Origin of the sequence: Streptomyces sp. NPDC050546, from assembly GCF_044457425.1 — a bacterium.
Classification (GTDB): Bacteria; Actinomycetota; Actinomycetes; order Streptomycetales; family Streptomycetaceae; genus Streptomyces.
In genome coordinates, this window is sequence record NZ_JBITGX010000001.1 from 1 (window position 1) to 16164 (window position 16164).

The following is a 16164-nucleotide window of genomic DNA, read 5'->3' on the forward strand; positions in this document are numbered from 1 at the left end:
TCGGAGAAGTACCAGCTCACCCGCCGCGACTGGGACACCGCCGAACGCGAGGGACGCACCATCACCCGGCTGCTGACCAGGCTCAACACCATCCGCCGGGAACACCCGGCACTGCGCCGGCTCAGGAATCTCCGCTTCCACCACACCGACAACGACTCCCTCATCGCGTACAGCAAGCGCACGGGAGACGACGTCGTCCTGGTGGTCGCCAACCTCGACCCCCACCACACCCAGGAAGCCACGGTCTCGTTGGACATGCCGCAACTCGGCCTGGACTGGCACGAGTCGGTGCCCGTACGGGACGAGCTCACCGGCGAGACCTACCACTGGAGCAGGAACAACTACGTGCGTCTCGAGCCGGGGCGGGCTCCCGCGCACGTCTTCCACGTCCTGTCACCGCCCGCCGCGCAAGCGATCGGAGGGGCAGGAACGTCATGACAGTGAACGAGCCCGTGCTGGACACCTTCGAGGACACCCCCGTCAGGGACCGGGACCCGGAGTGGTTCAAGCGCGCCGTCTTCTACGAGGTGCTCGTCCGCTCGTTCCAGGACAGCAACGGCGACGGTGTCGGAGACCTGAAGGGCCTGACCGCCAAGCTGGACTACCTCCAGTGGCTCGGCGTCGACTGCCTGTGGCTGCCGCCGTTCTTCAAGTCGCCCCTGCGTGACGGCGGCTACGACGTCTCCGACTACACGGCCGTCCTGCCGGAGTTCGGTGACCTCGCCGACTTCGTGGAGTTCGTCGACGCCGCCCACCAGCGCGGCATGCGCGTGATCATCGACTTCGTCATGAACCACACCAGCGACGAGCACGCGTGGTTCCAGGAGTCGAGGAAGGACCCCGAGGGGCCCTACGGCGACTACTACGTGTGGGCCGACGACGACAAGGGCTATCCGGACGCCCGGATCATCTTCGTCGACACAGAGACCTCGAACTGGACGTTCGACCCGGTGCGCGGCCAGTACTTCTTCCACCGCTTCTTCTCGCACCAGCCCGACCTCAACTACGAGAACCCGCGCGTCCAGGAGGAGATCCTGGCCGCGCTGAAGTTCTGGCTGGACCTGGGCATCGACGGCTTCCGGCTGGACGCGGTGCCGTATCTCTACGCGGCCGAGGGCACCAACTGCGAGAACCTGCCCGCCTCCCACGCTTTCCTGAAGCGGGTGCGCAAGGAGATCGACACGCAGTACCCGGACACGGTGCTGCTCGCCGAGGCCAACCAGTGGCCCGAGGACGTCGTCGACTACTTCGGCGACTTCGCGAGCGGCGGCGACGAGTGCCACATGGCCTTCCACTTCCCGGTCATGCCCCGCATCTTCATGGCCGTTCGCCGCGAGTCCCGCTACCCGGTCTCCGAGATCCTGGCCAAGACACCGGCCATCCCCTCGAACTGCCAGTGGGGCATGTTCCTGCGCAACCACGACGAGCTCACGCTCGAGATGGTCACCGACGAAGAGCGCGACTACATGTGGGCCGAGTACGCCAAGGACCCCCGCATGCGCGCCAACATCGGCATCCGCAGGCGCCTTGCTCCCCTGCTCGACAACGACCGGCACACCATCGAGCTGTTCACCGCTCTACTGCTGGCCCTTCCCGGCTCGCCGATCCTCTACTACGGCGACGAGATCGGCATGGGCGACAACATCTGGCTCGGCGACCGGGACGCCGTCCGGACCCCCATGCAGTGGACCCCGGACCGCAACGCCGGGTTCTCCACCTGCGACCCGGGGCGCCTCTTCCTCCCCGCGATCATGGACCCGGTCTACGGCCACCAGGTGACCAACGTCGAGGCCTCGATGTCCTCGCCTTCGTCGCTGCTGCACTGGACCCACCGCATGATCGAGATCCGCAAGCAGAACCCCGCCTTCGGACTCGGCACCTACACCGAGCTGCCCTCCTCCAACCCCGCGGTGCTGGCCTTCCTCAGGGAGTACGAGGACGACCTGGTGCTGTGCGTCAACAACTTCGCGCGGTTCGCGCAGCCCACCGAACTCGATCTGCGCGAGTTCGCCGGACGTCACCCGGTGGAGCTGTTCGGCGGGGTGCGCTTCCCTGCCATCGGCGAGCTGCCGTATCTGCTGACCCTCGGGGGTCACGGCTTCTACTGGTTCCGGCTCACCCGAGTCGCATCCCGCATCGGCCGGCGACTGTGAGCACGCGCCGGGACAAGGAGGCGTGACCATGCCGAAGACCGCATCCCTGCGCCCGAGCCTCACGCGCCTGGCCGAGCCCATGGAGTCGCTCGGCGCTCTGCTGCGGGACTGGCTGCCCCGCCAGCGCTGGTTCGCGGGCAAGGACCGGCCCGTCACGGAGCTCGGCCTGCTGTCGATGACCGAGCTGTTCCCGGGCTGTCTGCACCTGCTGGTCCACGCCGGGCACGCCGGGCACACGGGTGTGCCGTCGCCGGGCGGTGCTCCCCCGGCCGGTGACTGCTACCAGCTCCTGCTGGGCGTACGGGAACACCCGTCACCGCGCCTCGGCCGGGCGCTCATCGGGCAGGTGCAGGACGGGCCGCTGGCCGGTCTGACGGTCTACGACGCGCTGCACGACCCCCGCTCGGCCCAGCTGCTCCTGGACCGGCTACGACAGCCCGGCACCGCGGGCCCGCTGCGCTTCGACTGCGACCCGGACCAGCAGGTGCCCGCCGGGCTGGTGCCCCGGCTGCTCGACGCCGAGCAGTCCAACTCCTCGCTGGTGTACGGCGACGAGTACATCCTGAAGATCTTCCGGCGCATCCAGCCGGGTGTGAACCCGGACCTGGAGGTGCCCGGGGCGCTGGCCCGCCAGGGCTGCCACCGCGTTCCCGCGCCCGTGGCCTGGTTCCAGATGAACCATCCCTTCAAGGCCACCCTCGGTGTGCTCCAGCCGTATCTGCGGGACGCCTCCGACGGCTGGACGCTGGCGCTGCACGCCCTGGCCGCCGGGGACGACTTCACAGTCCAGGCGCGGGCGCTCGGCGCGGCCACGGCGGATGTGCACCTCGCGCTGGCCTCGGCCTTCCCGGTCGGCGCGCCCGGGGAGAACGGGCGTACGGCGACGGCGATGACCGAGCGGCTGGACGCCGCCGCGCACTGCGTGCCCGCGCTCCAGCCGTTCGTGCCGGGCCTGCGAACCGCGTTCGCCGCCCTCACCACCTGCGATGCCGGGCCGCCCGCCCAGCGCATCCACGGCGACCTGCACCTGGGTCAGGTGCTGCGGGCCGGGCGGGAGTGGTTCGTCATCGACTTCGAGGGCGAGCCGTCCCGGCCGCTCTCCGAACGGCGCAGCGCCCACTCCCCCGTGCGGGACATCGCCGGGATGCTGCGCTCCTTCGACTACGCCGCCCGGCAGCGCCGCCCCTGGCGCCCGGAGTGGGCGCGGCGCTGCCGCGAGGCCTACTGCGCGGGCTATGCCGCCCGCGCCGGCTGGGATCCGCGCAAGAAACACGGACTGCTCCGGGCCTATGAGACGGACCGGGCCGTGTACGAGGTGCTGTACGAGGCACGGCACCGCCCCGACTGGCTGCCTGTACCGATGGCGGCGATCGAGCGCCTCGCTGTGAGAGGAGACTGAGCCGTGGCCCTGCGAGACACCTCAATCCCGGAGCCGTCCGGCCCGGTCCCGAGCGCGACCGCGCCCGCCCTGAGCCCGGAGGACCGCGGGCGTCTGCTGGCGGGCGCCCACCACGATCCGCACGCACTGCTCGGCGCCCACCCGGTCCCCGGCGGGATCGTGTTCCGGGCGTTGCGCCCCTTCGCCCGCTCCGTGAGCGTCGTGATCGACGGACGGCGTACGGCCCTCGTCTCGGAGGGCGGCGGCCTCTTCTCCGGCGTGCTGCCGCTGGAGGCGATCCCCTCGTACACCCTGCACGTGGTGTACGAGGGCGGCGAGCAGGAGACGCACGACCCGTACCGCTTCCTGCCCGCGCTCGGCGAGCTCGACCTGCACCTGATCCGCGAGGGCCGGCACGAGCAGCTGTGGCAGGCGCTCGGCGCCGAGCCCATGACCCACGAGGGCGTGACCGGCACCCGGTTCACGGTGTGGGCGCCGAACGCCCAGGGCGTGCGGGTCGCCACGGACTTCACCCACTGGGACGGGACGCAGTTCCCGATGCGCTCGCTGGGCGCGTCCGGGGTGTGGGAGCTGTTCCTGCCGGGCGTCGGCGAGGGCACCGCGTACAAGTTCGAGATCCACTCCCGGTACGGGCACCGCTTCCTCAAGGCCGACCCGATGGCCCGCCGTACAGAGGAGCCGCCGAACACGGCGTCGATCGTGACGGCCTCGCACTATGAGTGGGCCGACGCCGAGTGGATGACACACCGCGCCGACACGCCGGTGCACGAGGCGCCCATGTCGGTGTACGAGGTGCATCTGCCGTCCTGGCGTCCGGGGCTGACCTACCGGCAGCTCGCCGAGGAACTCCCGGCGTACGTCAAGGACCTCGGCTTCACGCACGTCGAGCTGATGCCGGTCGCCGAGCACCCCTTCCACGGCTCGTGGGGCTACCAGGTCACCGGCTTCTACGCGCCGACCGCGCGGCTGGGTTCCCCGGACGACTTCCGGTTCTTCGTCGACGCCTGCCACCGGGCCGGCATCGGCGTGATCATGGACTGGGTGCCGGCGCACTTCCCGAAGGACGACTGGGCGCTGGCCCGGTTCGACGGGGACCCGCTGTACGAGCCCGGGGACGGGCGGCGTGCCGAGCATCCGGACTGGGGGACGTACGAGTTCGACTTCGCCCGCACCGAGGTGCGCAACTTCCTCGTGGCGAACGCGGTGTACTGGTGCGAGGAGTTCCACATCGACGGGCTGCGGGTGGACGCGGTGGCCTCGATGCTCTACCTGGACTACTCGCGCGAGGACGGCCAGTGGGAGCCCAACGCCTACGGCGGCCGGGAGGACCTGGCGGCCATGGCGTTCCTGCAGGAGATGAACGCGACCGTGTACCGGCGTGCTCCCGGCGTGGTCACCATCGCGGAGGAGTCCACCGCCTGGGGCGGCGTGACCCGGCCGACCGACTCCGGCGGGCTCGGTTTCGGGCTGAAGTGGAACATGGGCTGGATGCACGACTCGCTGGAGTACCTGAGCCATGAGCCGGTGCACCGCAAGTACCACCACCACGAGCTGACCTTCTCGATGGTGTACGCCTACAGCGAGAACTACGTCCTGCCGATCTCCCACGACGAGGTCGTGCACGGCAAGCAGGCGCTGGTGTCGAAGGCGCCGGGCGACTGGTGGCAGCGTCGTGCCACCACCCGCGCCTACCTCGGCTTCATGTGGGGCCACCCCGGCAAGCAGCTGCTGTTCATGGGGCAGGAGTTCGCGCAGGGGGCCGAGTGGTCGGTGGAGCACGGGCCGGAGTGGTGGCTGCTCGACGACGGCTACCACTCGGCGGGTGACCACCGGGGCGTGCGCGATCTGGTCCGCGACCTCAACACCGTCTACCGGGCCACCCCGGCGCTGTGGCAGTGCGACACCCGTCCCGAGGGCTTCCGGTGGGTGGCGGTGGACTCGGCCGACGACAACGTCTTCGCGTTCCTCCGGTACGACGCCGAGGGCGGTCCGCTGCTGGCGGTGTCGAACTTCTCCCCCGTCGTCCGGCACGACTACGGCCTCTGGGTCCCGGACGACGTCGTCGCCTGGCAGGAGACCCTCAACACCGACGACACGCGCTACGGCGGCAGCGGCGTCACCAGCCCGGATCCGGTCAAGCCGGAGGACGGCCTGGTCCGGATCACGCTGCCGCCTCTGGCCACCGTGTGGCTGAGGCCGTTCGCTCCGTGAAGTCCTGTCGCCGCACCAGGTGTCCTACCCGCCTGTGAGGGGCACTGGGGGTCGTACCACCGGGAGAGCCCGGTGGTACGACGCGGCAGGGTCGCAGAAGGGCGGGCATCAGGTGCGCACCGTCGGAGTGGAGGAGGAGCTCCTCCTCGTCGATCCGGAGACCGGCGAGCCGCGGGCGCTGTCCGCGGCGGTGCTCGCCCGGGCCGCGCAGGACGACGCGGATCAGGACGTTTTCGAGAAGGAACTCCACGAGCAGATGCTGGAGTTCGCCACCCATCCGCAGTCGTCCATGGAGAGTCTGCGCGCGGAGATCGTCCGCTGCCGCAAGGAGGCCGCACGGCACGCCGGGGAGATCGGCTGCACCGTGGCGGCGCTCGCCACGTCCCCGCTGCCGGTCAGCCCCGCCGTCAGCATCAACCATCGCTACCAGTGGATGGCGGAGCAATACGGCATCGCCACCCGGGAGCAACTCGTCCTGGGCTGCCATGTGCACGTGGCCGTGGAGTCCGACGAGGAGGGCGTCGCGGTCGTCGACCGGGTGCGGCCCTGGCTGCAGGTGCTGCTGGCGCTCAGCGCGAACTCGCCCTTCTGGCAGGGACACGACTCGGGGTACAGCAGTTACCGCAGCCGGGTGTGGCAGCGCTGGCCGTCGGCCGGCCCGACCGAGATCTTCGGCTCGGCCGAGCGGTACCACCGGCTGGTCGCGGAGATGGTCGCCACCGGGACCGTCCTCGACGACGGGATGATCTACTTCGACGCGCGGCTGTCCCGGCAGTATCCGACGGTGGAGGTCCGGGTCTCGGACGTCTGCCTGCACTCGGGCACGGCCGCGCTGGTCGCCACCCTGGTCCGCGGACTGGTCGAGACCGCCGCACGCGCGTGGCGGGCGGGCGAGGAGCCCCTCGGCCACAGCGTCAGCCTGTTGCGGCTGGCCCACTGGCAGGCCGCCCGGTCCGGCCTGACGGGCGAGTTGCTGCACCCCGCGACCATGCGGCGCATGCCCGCCGAGGCAGTCGTCCGTGCCCTGCTGGACCATGTCGGGCAGGCCCTGGCGGACACCCGTGACTTCGAGCGGGCCCGGACCGCCTGCGAGGAACTGCTGCGGTCGGGCAACGGCGCACAGGTGCAGCGCGAGCTGATGGAGCGCACGGGCAGCCTGCGGGACGTCGTCACCGAGTGCGTGCGCCACACACAGGCGTGAGGCCTCCCGCCCGCCCCTTCTCCACGGGTGTGCGGCTCGGAGTGCCAGGTGTTCAGACCATCAGGACCACGGCGTAGGCCAGGAAGAACGCCGCGATCAGCACCACGAGGACGATGATCAGGGTCAGAGGTGTCCTGGCCCAGCCCTTGGGAGGGTTGTGCGTCTCCCGGGGGCCCGCCTCGGGCAGGCTGCTCTCCGCGGGCGGGGTCTCGCCCGGCGGTACGCCGCCGCCGGGTTCCAGGCCGGGGGTGCGTTCGGGTTCGGGATCGGGACTGATGTGACTCATGCCTCCCGGATCCCCCGATCACGCCGAGATCATCTGCGGTGCCACTTCCGTATTTCCCGACCCCGAAGGGTCCCGACTCGACTACATTCGAGCACCGCCGATGACGGTACCCGTCGGCAATGTCACACCCCGTACACGTCAGGAGCATGCATGCGCGACACGGCCCTAGCTCCACCGGCCCTTTCGCCCCTGACCGGCGGGCTCGCCGACAGCGTCTTCGAGACGGCGGACCGCGAACCCACCCGGTCGATGCTCGCCCGCCGCACCGACCCGGCCTCCGCCGTCTGGGAGGAGGTGACGGCGATCGAGCTGCGCGACGAAGTGGTGGACGTGGCCAAGGGTTTGATCGCGTCCGGGATCGCGCCGGGCCACCGTGTGGCGATCATGGCGCGGACCCGGTACGAGTGGACGGTCCTGTGCTACGCGCTGTGGGCCGTGGGCGCCGAGGTCGTCCCGGTCTACCCGTCGTCGTCGCGTGAGCAGGTGGAGTGGATCCTGCGGGACTCCGGCTGTGTGGCCGTGGTGGTCGAGGACGAGCTGGGCGTCATGACCGTCGGCTCGGTGTGCGCGGCCCTGCCGCTGCTGAGCCATGTCTGGCAGCTGGACGCGGGGGCGCTGGAGGAGCTGGCGGTGCGCGGGGAGTCCGTGCCGCTCGCCACGGTCGACTCGATGCGCCGCATCGTGCTGCCGGACTCCACGGCCGTCATCGCCTACACCTCCGGCACGACCGGCCACGCCCTGGGCTGCGCCCTGAGCCATCGCAATCTGGCCGGGACCTGCGACACGCTGCTGGCCGGCTGGGGTCAGACGGCGGCAGCGCGCGGGGAGCAGGGCTCCGTGCTGGCGTTCCTGCCCTTCTCCCATGTGTACGGGCTCATGATCCAGGGCCTGTGCGTGCGCGGCGGCCTGCTGATGGGGCACCAGGCCGACCTCGGCGGGGAGGCGCTGTTCTCGGCGCTGCGCTCCTTCCGGCCCACGTACTTCTACGCGGTCCCGTCGGTCTTCGAGAAGATCTACAAGAACTACCTGCGCACGGCACAGCAGCAGGGTCACGGCGGGCTGTTCGAGCGGGCCGCCGAGACGGCGCGGGACTTCGCCGCGGCCCTCGAACGCCAGCGGCTGGGCCGGGGCCGCGGACCCGGTTTCGATCTGCGGCTCCAGCACGCCCTCTACGACCGCACGGTGTACCGCAGGCTGCGGGCCGCGCTGGGCGGCCGGGTGCGGCGGGCGACCTCCGGCGGTTCCCCTCTCAGTCGCGACCTGTCCCTCTTCTACGAGGGCATCGGCATCTATGTGAACGACGGCTACGGCCTGACGGAGACCAGCGGCGGGGTGACGATGCAGCCGCTGGGCCGGGAGAAGTCGGGGACCGTCGGGCAGGCGCTGCCCGGCACGGAGATCCAGGTCGCCGACGACGGGGAGATCCTGGTGCGCGGCCCGTCGGTGTTCCAGGGGTACGTGGGTGACGACGCCGGCACCCGGGCCGCGCTGCGCGGCGGCTGGCTGGCCACCGGTGACCTCGGGCGACTGGACTCGGAGGGCTATCTGACGATCACCGGCCGCAAGAAGGACATCATCATCACGAGCAGCGGCAAGAGCGTCGCCCCGGCCTCCCTGGAACAGCGGCTGCGGATGCACCCGCTCATCCACCAGGCGGTGGTGGTGGGCGACAACCGGCCCTGCGTCGGCGCCCTGATCACGCTGGATCCGGAGTTCCTGGCGCACTGGCGGGCGGCGCTGGCGCTGCAGGGCGAGATGCGGGAGGCGCGGGAGGAGAACGCGCTTCGGGAGGAGGTCGCACGGGCCGTGGCAGCGGCCAACAGTGCCGTGTCGCGGTCGGAGTCGATCCGGGTGTTCCGGGTCCTGCCGGAGCCGTTCGACGTGACCAACGGGCTGCTGACGCCGTCGATGAAGCTGCGCCGGGACGAGATCGTGCGGCACTACGCGGCCGAGATCGACGCGATGTACGAGTCGCGCAGGCGTCCCGGGCGGACGGGCACCCCGGAGGAGCCGTCGCACTGGGACGACTCGGACAACGTGTTCCGCTGAACGTGGACCGGACGCGTAGTCCGCGCTCGCACGGGAACACGACAGTGGCGACGCAAGAGAGAGGACGACAGCCCTGACGACAGCCCTTGCTGACGACCGGGCCGGAAAGGCGATATGTCAACCGAGCCGCGTGGGGACGACGCACTGACCTCCGAGGACATCCCGAGCCGCACGAACAGCTTCGTGGGCGAGCCGCACGACGTGACCGGTGCGCGGCTGGCCGCGGAGGGGTTCTTGCGTGATCTGGCACGAACCGCGCCGCCCTCTGCCCCCGAGTACTGGGACGACATCCTGCTGGTGGTGACGGAACTGGCCGCCAACGCGGTCCAGTACGCCCCGGGTCCGTTCGCGCTGCGGATGCGCCGGACCTTCGACGGGGTGCACGTGGTGCTGCACGACACCAGCAGCAGCGAGCCCGCCCCGCGGCCCTTCGATCCGCGCAGCGGTGGCGGCGGCATCGGCTGGCATCTGATCCACACCCTGTGCGACCAGGTCAGCGTGGTGGCCGACGAGCGCGGCAAGGACGTGCACGTCTTCCTGCCCTGGTGAGCCGCCCCGAGGAGCCGGGAGCGTCACGGGCGCGGTACGCCCGTGACCGGCTCGGACCGGCTCAGACCGAGGTCGTCTCGCGTGGCGGCAGCCGGTCGTAGTACTCGCCCACTGCCTTCAGGTACTCCCGGTCCCTGGTCTCGCTGTCCGTCTGGAAGCGGGGGGCCTCCTTCGCGTCTCCCCTGGTGCAGGCCAGTGTGATCTTCCGGGCCCCTGTGTCGATGCCGATGACGACTCCGGCCGGCACCAGCACGCTGCGGCCGAACACCCAGACTCCGGTGTCGACGACCAGGTGCCGCATGCCGTGCGGGGCGGCCTCACGGTCCAGGTGCCCGATCGTGCCGTCGGTCGCGGCGACGGTGAACCCGGTCAGGTCCTGCCCTTCGACGTGACCGCTGCCCGGCGCGTACGACCAGATTCTGTCGATGGCCACGCTGCCCCATCCTCCCTCGCGGTGTGCGGATAGCGGATTCCCGGCGGACGGTCCGCCCACTCGGCTCCACAGCAGCAATTACCCTCCTGCCGCAAGCGCATTCGGCGCACACCCCTGCCACCGTACGACGCGGAGCGGCAGGTCTCGCAGAGGTTCGGGGCAGAGTGAATGGAGGGCGGTTTCCGGGGTAATCGCGGGGGCGCGGTGAAAACGGAGCCCGGTGGCGAAGGGAGGCACATGAGACATGGCGTTCGCGCCCGTCCCACGACCGGCGTCACCCCGTACCGCGGTCACCCCTGAGAGGTGACCAGACCAGGCCGTAGCACTTGTTGGAGGTATCCGTGCCCCTCGCCCAGAACCCGCTGTCCGTGGAAGTCGAGCTGCCCCGGGAGGACGTGGCCCTGATCACGGTCGACGGCTACCTGGACGTCGACACCGCGACCGAGTTCCAGGCACACCTGGCCAACCAACTCCACCACGGCCGACGGCACTTCCTGCTCGACCTGTCGTCCGTCCCCTTCATGGACTCGTCGGGGATGAACATCATCCTCCGCGTGTACCAGGAGACCCGTAAGACCGCCGGCAGTGTGCACGTCATCAGCCCGACGTCCGCCGTGCGACGCATCCTCGACCTGACGGGCGTCAGCATCACGGTGCCGATATCGGAGAGCGTGGACGAGGCCCTGGCCCGTGCCGACGACGTACCGGACACGCCCGAGGAGCCGGGGGAAGCGGGCGCCTGACGACCGGGGGCCCTCGGGTGCGCCGCCCGGCCGGACCGGCGGCCCGGTGGCCTCGCTCCGCGCTGCCCGTGCGGCGGATCGCCCTGCGCGCGCCGGCCGCCGGCGGTGGCGAACCGCCGTCTCCCTGAACCGGATCGCTTGCGCCGGATCAGGTGTCGTACGAGGTCGGGGCATGGTTAGAGTTGTCGCCCGGCAAGTGTCACCACGCCGTTCTCGTTTCCGAAGCGGGCTCGGTCGACGCAACGCGGATGAGGAGAGAACCAGGTGCCGGAGCACGAAGCGGACGGACAGCTCGCCACGCCCAGCCGGGAGGTCAGGGACTTCCTGGACCGCCGGCGGGAGCAGATCGCACAGCGGTGGGCGGACGAGCCCCTGTTCCGCACCGTGTTCACCGTCTCGCGCGACGAGGCGGTGGAGGCGGGCAAGGCCGTCGTGGACGCGCTGGCCCAGGTGGCCGACTCGGACCAGGTGGAGGACCCGGACGCCGCGGGGTTCAGCGGAGTGCGCGAGCAGCTGGCCCGGATGGGGGCGGCCCGCTCCCGAGCCGGGCTGTCCAACACCCAGGTCTCCAGCGAGCTGGCGGCCCTGCGGCCGCCCGTGGAGAATCTGCTGGCCGCCGACCTGGAGCAGGCGCCGCCCGAGCATCTGCGGGCGTGCTCGACGACGTTCACCGTGCTGATGGGCACCCTGCGGCTGGTGGCCATGCAGACGGCGCTGAGCGAGTGGGAGGCGCTCAGCGACCGCCAGCGGCTGCAGCTGATGGAGGTGGCCACGCCCGTCATCCGGCTGTGGGACGGCATCGTGGCCGTGCCGCTGATCGGGACGCTCGACAGCGCTCGCAGCCAGGTGGTCATGGAGACGCTGCTGGACGCCGTCGTCGATCAGCACGCCCGGTTCGCGATCCTGGACATCACCGGCGTGCCCACGGTCGACTCGCTGGTGGCGCAGCACCTGATGAAGACGGTCGCCGCCGCGCGGCTGATGGGCGCCGAGTGCATCGTCTCCGGCATCCGTCCCGCCATCGCGCAGACCATCGTCCACCTCGGTCTGGATCTGGACGTGATCACCCGCGCGAACCTCGCCGACGCGCTGGGATACGCGCTGCACCAGCTCGGCGCGGACATCGTGAACGCGGGTGCGGGACAGCGGTGAGCGACGCCTACCTCCGTCCCGTCCCGGGCCATGTGCCGGTCCTGCGGCTCGGCGACGTCCTCCTGGTCACGCTCCAGGGAGACCTGCACGACAGCACGGCGCAGCAGCTCCAGCAGGACCTCGCGGAGACGATCTCCCGTACCGGGGTGCGCGGTGTGCTCATCGACATCTCCGGCGTGGAGATCGTCGACTCCTTCCTCGGCCGGGTGCTGGCCGAGATCGCCGCGCAGGCCAAGCTGCTGGCCGCGCGGACCGTGGTGGCCGGCATGCGCCCGGCGGTCGCCATCACCCTGGTGGAACTGGGGCTGACGCTGCCGGGGCTGCGCACCGCGCTCAGCACCGAGGCGGGCATGGAGCTCCTCGCGCAGCAGACCCCGGTGACCCGTCCCGGCGGCCCGCGTCAGGAGAGTCCGTGATGCACACCGCCGCGGGCGTGGAGGCCTGCCTGCCCATCCGGTCGGACCTGGACCTGGTGTGGGTGCGACAGCACGTACGGCAGGCCGCGGCCCTGCTCGGCTTCGGCCTGGTGGCGCAGACCAAGCTGGTCACCGCGGCCAGTGAGCTGGCCCGCAACACCCTCGTGCACGGCGGTGGCGGGCAGATGGAGGTGACGCGGGTCAGCAGCGCGGGTGTGCAGGGCCTGCGGCTGGCCTTCACCGACGAGGGGCCGGGCATCGCCGACCTGGACCGGGCGCTCAGCGACGGCTACACCTCCGGCGGCGGGCTGGGGATGGGCTTGAGCGGCGCGCGGCGCCTGGTGCACGACTTCCACATCGACAGTACGCCGGGCGACGGCACCACCGTGCGGGTGACCTGCTGGGTCGCCAGGCCGCCGCGTCCGCGCGAGGAGGCCTGATGCCGCGCGTGTGGGACGTCCCGGTGCGCGACTCGACGCGGGTGCGCGACGCGCGGGTCGCCGCGGAGGACGCGGCCGCGACGGCCGGTCTCGACGAGCGGCGTACCGCGGCCGCCGCGCTGGTGGCGACCGAGCTCGCCACGAATCTGCTCAAGCACGCCGAAGGCGGTCAGGTGCTCATCGACGTCGTGGCGCCGCCCGTGCTGCGGGAGGGGCGTGAGGAGTCCCGGGTCGTGCAGATCGCCGCGATCGACCACGGCCCGGGCATTCCCGACGTGCCCGCGGCGCTGCGCGACGGTTTCTCCACGACGCGCTCGCTCGGCGCGGGCCTGGGCACATGTCTGCGTCTCGCCGACGACTTCGGCCTGCACAGCGCGCCGGGCCGCGGCACGGTCGCGGTGGCCCGGGTGGGAGTCACGCCCCGCGGCGACGGCACACCCGCGGGGCCGGCCGTCCGGGTGTGGGCCGACGGGGCCTCGGGGAGCCGGGGCGATCTGCCCGGGCCCGGCGCACCGGGCGGTGCCGTCCCGGAGTGGTCCGGTGGCGGGGCTTCCGGCGGGGGGCTGTGGCCGTCGGGCATACCGGGAGGCGACCGGCCGACGGTCGGAGCCATGGCGTGCGGCGGCCTGACGGGGCACGCGGCGGTGGCCGACGGCGTCCTCGAGGGCGAAGCCGGGAACGGCCCCGGGAAGGGGCCCGGACCCCAGCCGGTCTCCGGTGGACCGCGGCGTGACGTGCGTAGCGACCCGTCGGACGGCGGCCCGGCGCCGGTCGCCGGGGTGCGGGCCGGCGGTGTGAACATCCCCTACGCCGGTGCCGAGTGCTCGGGCGACGCCTGGGCGTGGGTGCGGGCCGGGGAGCGGGTGACGCTGATGCTGGCGGACGGTCTGGGACACGGTCCGGAGGCCGCTCGCGCCTCGTCCGCCGCGGTCGGGGCGCTGCACCGGTGGTCCCACCTCTCCCCCGCCGACGCGCTGCGGCGGCTGCACGACGCGCTGAAGGGCACCCGGGGCGCGGCCGTCGCCGTGGCCCAGCTCGACCTGCGGGCCAGGCGGCTGCGGTTCGCCGGCATCGGGAATGTCGGGGCGCGGCTGCGCACGGACGGCACCTGGCGCCACCTGCTGTCGCGGCCCGGCATCGTCGGGGTCCACCGGCCCGGCACCCTCCGCGAGGAGGAGGCCGACTGGGCGGACGACCGGCTGCTGATCCTCCACACCGACGGTCTGCCCAGCCGCTGGACGCCGCCGGCCGACGCCGGCCCGCCCGCGGCCGACCCGGCCGTGACGGCCGCCGTGACGATACGTGACGCGAGCAGTCCTGCCCGGCCGGTGCGGGACGACACCGCCGTGGCCGTGCTGACTCCGACCCCGCCGGAACTCCCATGATGCGCACTTGGCAGATCACCACCGTCACCGACGCGGCACGCGCCCGCATCGCTCTCGCGCGCCTGGCCGCCGCGTACGGGGTGTCCACCGTCGAACGGACGAGGCTGGCCGCCGCCCTCAGCGCCCAGCTGCGCCAGTGCCTCACCAAGGGCGGCACCTGGCTGCTCACCATGGACCTCGCCGGTTCCCCCGCCGAGGAGGGGCTGTTGCACGCCGTGGTGACACCGTCGCCGGACGCGTCCGCCGCGGCCGGGGAGCCACCGTGGGAGGTCACGGTCCCCTGCCCCGAGGCGGCCCGGGCCGGGGACAGCGGCGCCGTCACGGACGACCCCGCGGCCCTCGCGGAAGCGCTGCTCGGCGCCGACGAGGACACGGCTGTGGTGCTGGACAAGCTCACCGAGCAGGAGGACCTGGTCTCCTTCCACCGTGAGGAGCTGCACCAGACGAACCAGGGCGTCCTGGCGTTGCACGCGGAGCTGGACGCGGCCGGGCGGGCCCAGCGCGAGGCGTTCGCCGCCGAGCGCAGCGCACGCAACGAGGCGGAGAGCGCCCGCCGCAGGCTGACCTTCCTCGCGGACGCGAGCGCCGTGCTGACGGCCTCGCTCAATCACGAGGAGATCGTGCGCCGGCTGCCTGACCTGCTGGTGCCGGAGTACGCGCGCAGCGTCGACATCTGGCTGTTCGACCACGAGGACGACCGGCACGGGTCGGCGCCGCATCCGGCCGCCGCCGTGGTGGCGGCCCGGACCGGGCGGCCCCAGTACGCCGCCGACCATCCGGGAGGCCTGCCCGGCGTCGAGGACCAGCCGCCGTCGGCGCTGGATCCCGGACGGCCGCTGTTGTGTGTCCCCCTGCCGACGCGGCGGGCGCCGCTGGGCGTCCTGACCCTGTCGCCGCCCGGTGCGCGCTGGGATCCGGACGACGCCGTGATGCTGATCGAGCTGACCCGGCGGGCCAGCATCGCGATCGACAACGCCCGGCGCTTCGAGCACAACCGCGACATCGCCGAGACGCTGCAGCGCGCCCTGCTCACGGATCTGCCGACGACGCCCGGCCTGAGCCTGGCCGCGCGGTATCTGCCCGCGACGCACGGGATGAACATCGGCGGTGACTGGTACGACGCGTTCCGTCAGCGGGACGGCGGTCTCATCACCGTCATCGGCGATGTGACCGGGCACGGGCTGCACGCGGCCGTCATGATGAGCCAGCTGCGCACCGCGCTGCGGGCGTACGCCGTCGACGGAGACAGCCCGGGTCGGCTGCTGACCCGGCTGCACCGGTTCCTGCACCATCTGCAGCCCGATCTGTACGCCACCGCCGTCATCGCGCGCTTCCACCCGGACGAGCCCACGCTGACCTGGGCCGCCGCGGGGCATCCGCCGCCGGTGCTGCGGCTGCCCGACGGGTCCGTGCGCACGCTCGACGCCAAACCCGGCGCCATGCTCGGCATCCCGCTCACCCAGGAGATCGCCGACCACACGGAGCACGTGGAGCCCGGCTCGACGCTCGCGCTGTACACGGACGGGCTGGTCGAGCGGCGCGCGCAGGGCATAGATCCGGGTATCGGGCGGCTGGCCGCGGCGCTCGGCGGGTTCCGTTCCGCGGAGCTGGACGCGGATCTGGAGGGCTCGGCGGACCGGCTTCTGCCTCCGCTGCTGAGCGATTCCGAGCGCGACGACGACGTGTGTCTGCTGCTGTGTCATCTCCAAGGGGACGCCACGTCCTGACGGCGGGTCCGGCCGGCCGT

General features: G+C 71.9%; 15 protein-coding genes. 13 read left to right on the forward strand and 2 right to left on the reverse strand.

Features of this window, described 5'->3' with window-relative positions; translation table 11 throughout:
* From ACIBK5_RS00005 to ACIBK5_RS00025, 5 genes are all read left to right on the forward strand, one after another.
* Positions 1-438: alpha-glucosidase C-terminal domain-containing protein (locus ACIBK5_RS00005; RefSeq protein ID WP_399014462.1), on the forward strand; the 438-nt coding region annotated here is incomplete at its 5' end.
* Positions 435-2153: a maltose alpha-D-glucosyltransferase gene (gene treS, locus ACIBK5_RS00010; protein ID WP_399014464.1), complete on the forward strand. Its 1719-nt coding sequence runs from the start codon at positions 435-437 to the stop codon at positions 2151-2153. The genes ACIBK5_RS00005 and treS, both read left to right, overlap by 4 nt.
* A gap of 28 nt (positions 2154-2181) precedes the next feature.
* Entirely contained in the window at positions 2182-3552 is a 1371-nt protein-coding gene (locus ACIBK5_RS00015; RefSeq protein ID WP_382488578.1) for a maltokinase, read from the forward strand.
* 3 nt (positions 3553-3555) lie between these two features.
* Positions 3556-5763, forward strand: coding sequence for a 1,4-alpha-glucan branching protein GlgB (glgB, locus tag ACIBK5_RS00020; protein ID WP_399014466.1), 2208 nt, complete (start codon positions 3556-3558; stop codon positions 5761-5763).
* A 112-nt stretch (positions 5764-5875) separates the two neighbouring features.
* Positions 5876-6964, forward strand: coding sequence for a glutamate--cysteine ligase (locus ACIBK5_RS00025; protein ID WP_399014469.1), 1089 nt, complete (start codon positions 5876-5878; stop codon positions 6962-6964).
* 52 nt (positions 6965-7016) lie between these two features.
* On the opposite strand, the gene ACIBK5_RS00030 is transcribed toward ACIBK5_RS00025, so the two are convergent.
* Positions 7017-7250 carry a DUF6480 family protein gene (locus ACIBK5_RS00030; protein ID WP_399014470.1) on the reverse strand — a complete coding sequence of 78 codons (234 nt, stop codon included), beginning with the start codon at positions 7248-7250 and terminating at the stop codon, positions 7017-7019.
* A gap of 150 nt (positions 7251-7400) precedes the next feature.
* Between ACIBK5_RS00030 and ACIBK5_RS00035 the strand changes: the two genes are divergently transcribed.
* Positions 7401-9299: an AMP-dependent synthetase/ligase gene (locus tag ACIBK5_RS00035; RefSeq protein WP_399014472.1), complete on the forward strand. Its 1899-nt coding sequence runs from the start codon at positions 7401-7403 to the stop codon at positions 9297-9299.
* Positions 9300-9413: 114 nt separating this feature from the next.
* A complete protein-coding gene (locus ACIBK5_RS00040) occupies positions 9414-9848 on the forward strand; it encodes an ATP-binding protein (RefSeq protein ID WP_399014475.1) in 435 nt (144 codons plus the stop codon).
* A 61-nt stretch (positions 9849-9909) separates the two neighbouring features.
* Here ACIBK5_RS00040 and ACIBK5_RS00045 read toward each other — a convergent pair whose 3' ends face one another.
* Positions 9910-10281, reverse strand: a complete 372-nt coding sequence (locus tag ACIBK5_RS00045) for a PRC-barrel domain containing protein (RefSeq protein WP_399014476.1) — start codon at positions 10279-10281, stop codon at positions 9910-9912.
* 341 nt (positions 10282-10622) lie between these two features.
* On the opposite strand from ACIBK5_RS00045, the gene ACIBK5_RS00050 reads away from it, so the two are divergent.
* The 6 genes from ACIBK5_RS00050 to ACIBK5_RS00075 all read left to right on the forward strand — a co-directional run bounded on the left by ACIBK5_RS00050 (position 10623) and on the right by ACIBK5_RS00075 (position 16144).
* Entirely contained in the window at positions 10623-11024 is a 402-nt protein-coding gene (locus tag ACIBK5_RS00050; RefSeq protein WP_382488571.1) for an STAS domain-containing protein, read from the forward strand.
* Positions 11025-11288: 264 nt separating this feature from the next.
* Positions 11289-12176, forward strand: a complete 888-nt coding sequence (locus ACIBK5_RS00055) for an STAS domain-containing protein (RefSeq protein ID WP_399014478.1) — start codon at positions 11289-11291, stop codon at positions 12174-12176.
* Positions 12173-12592 carry an STAS domain-containing protein gene (locus ACIBK5_RS00060; protein WP_399014480.1) on the forward strand — a complete coding sequence of 140 codons (420 nt, stop codon included), beginning with the start codon at positions 12173-12175 and terminating at the stop codon, positions 12590-12592. The genes ACIBK5_RS00055 and ACIBK5_RS00060 overlap by 4 nt, the downstream gene beginning before the upstream one ends.
* The gene (locus ACIBK5_RS00065; protein WP_399014482.1) at positions 12592-13032 is read left to right on the forward strand and encodes an anti-sigma regulatory factor; all 441 of its coding nucleotides are present in this window, start codon (positions 12592-12594) and stop codon (positions 13030-13032) included. Before ACIBK5_RS00060 ends, ACIBK5_RS00065 begins: the two co-directional genes overlap by 1 nt.
* Complete coding sequence (locus tag ACIBK5_RS00070) at positions 13032-14417, forward strand: SpoIIE family protein phosphatase (protein ID WP_399014485.1); 1386 nt, start codon at positions 13032-13034, stop codon at positions 14415-14417. The genes ACIBK5_RS00065 and ACIBK5_RS00070 overlap by 1 nt, the downstream gene beginning before the upstream one ends.
* Entirely contained in the window at positions 14414-16144 is a 1731-nt protein-coding gene (locus ACIBK5_RS00075; RefSeq protein WP_399014487.1) for a PP2C family protein-serine/threonine phosphatase, read from the forward strand. Before ACIBK5_RS00070 ends, ACIBK5_RS00075 begins: the two co-directional genes overlap by 4 nt.
* Positions 16145-16164 lie beyond the last annotated feature (20 nt).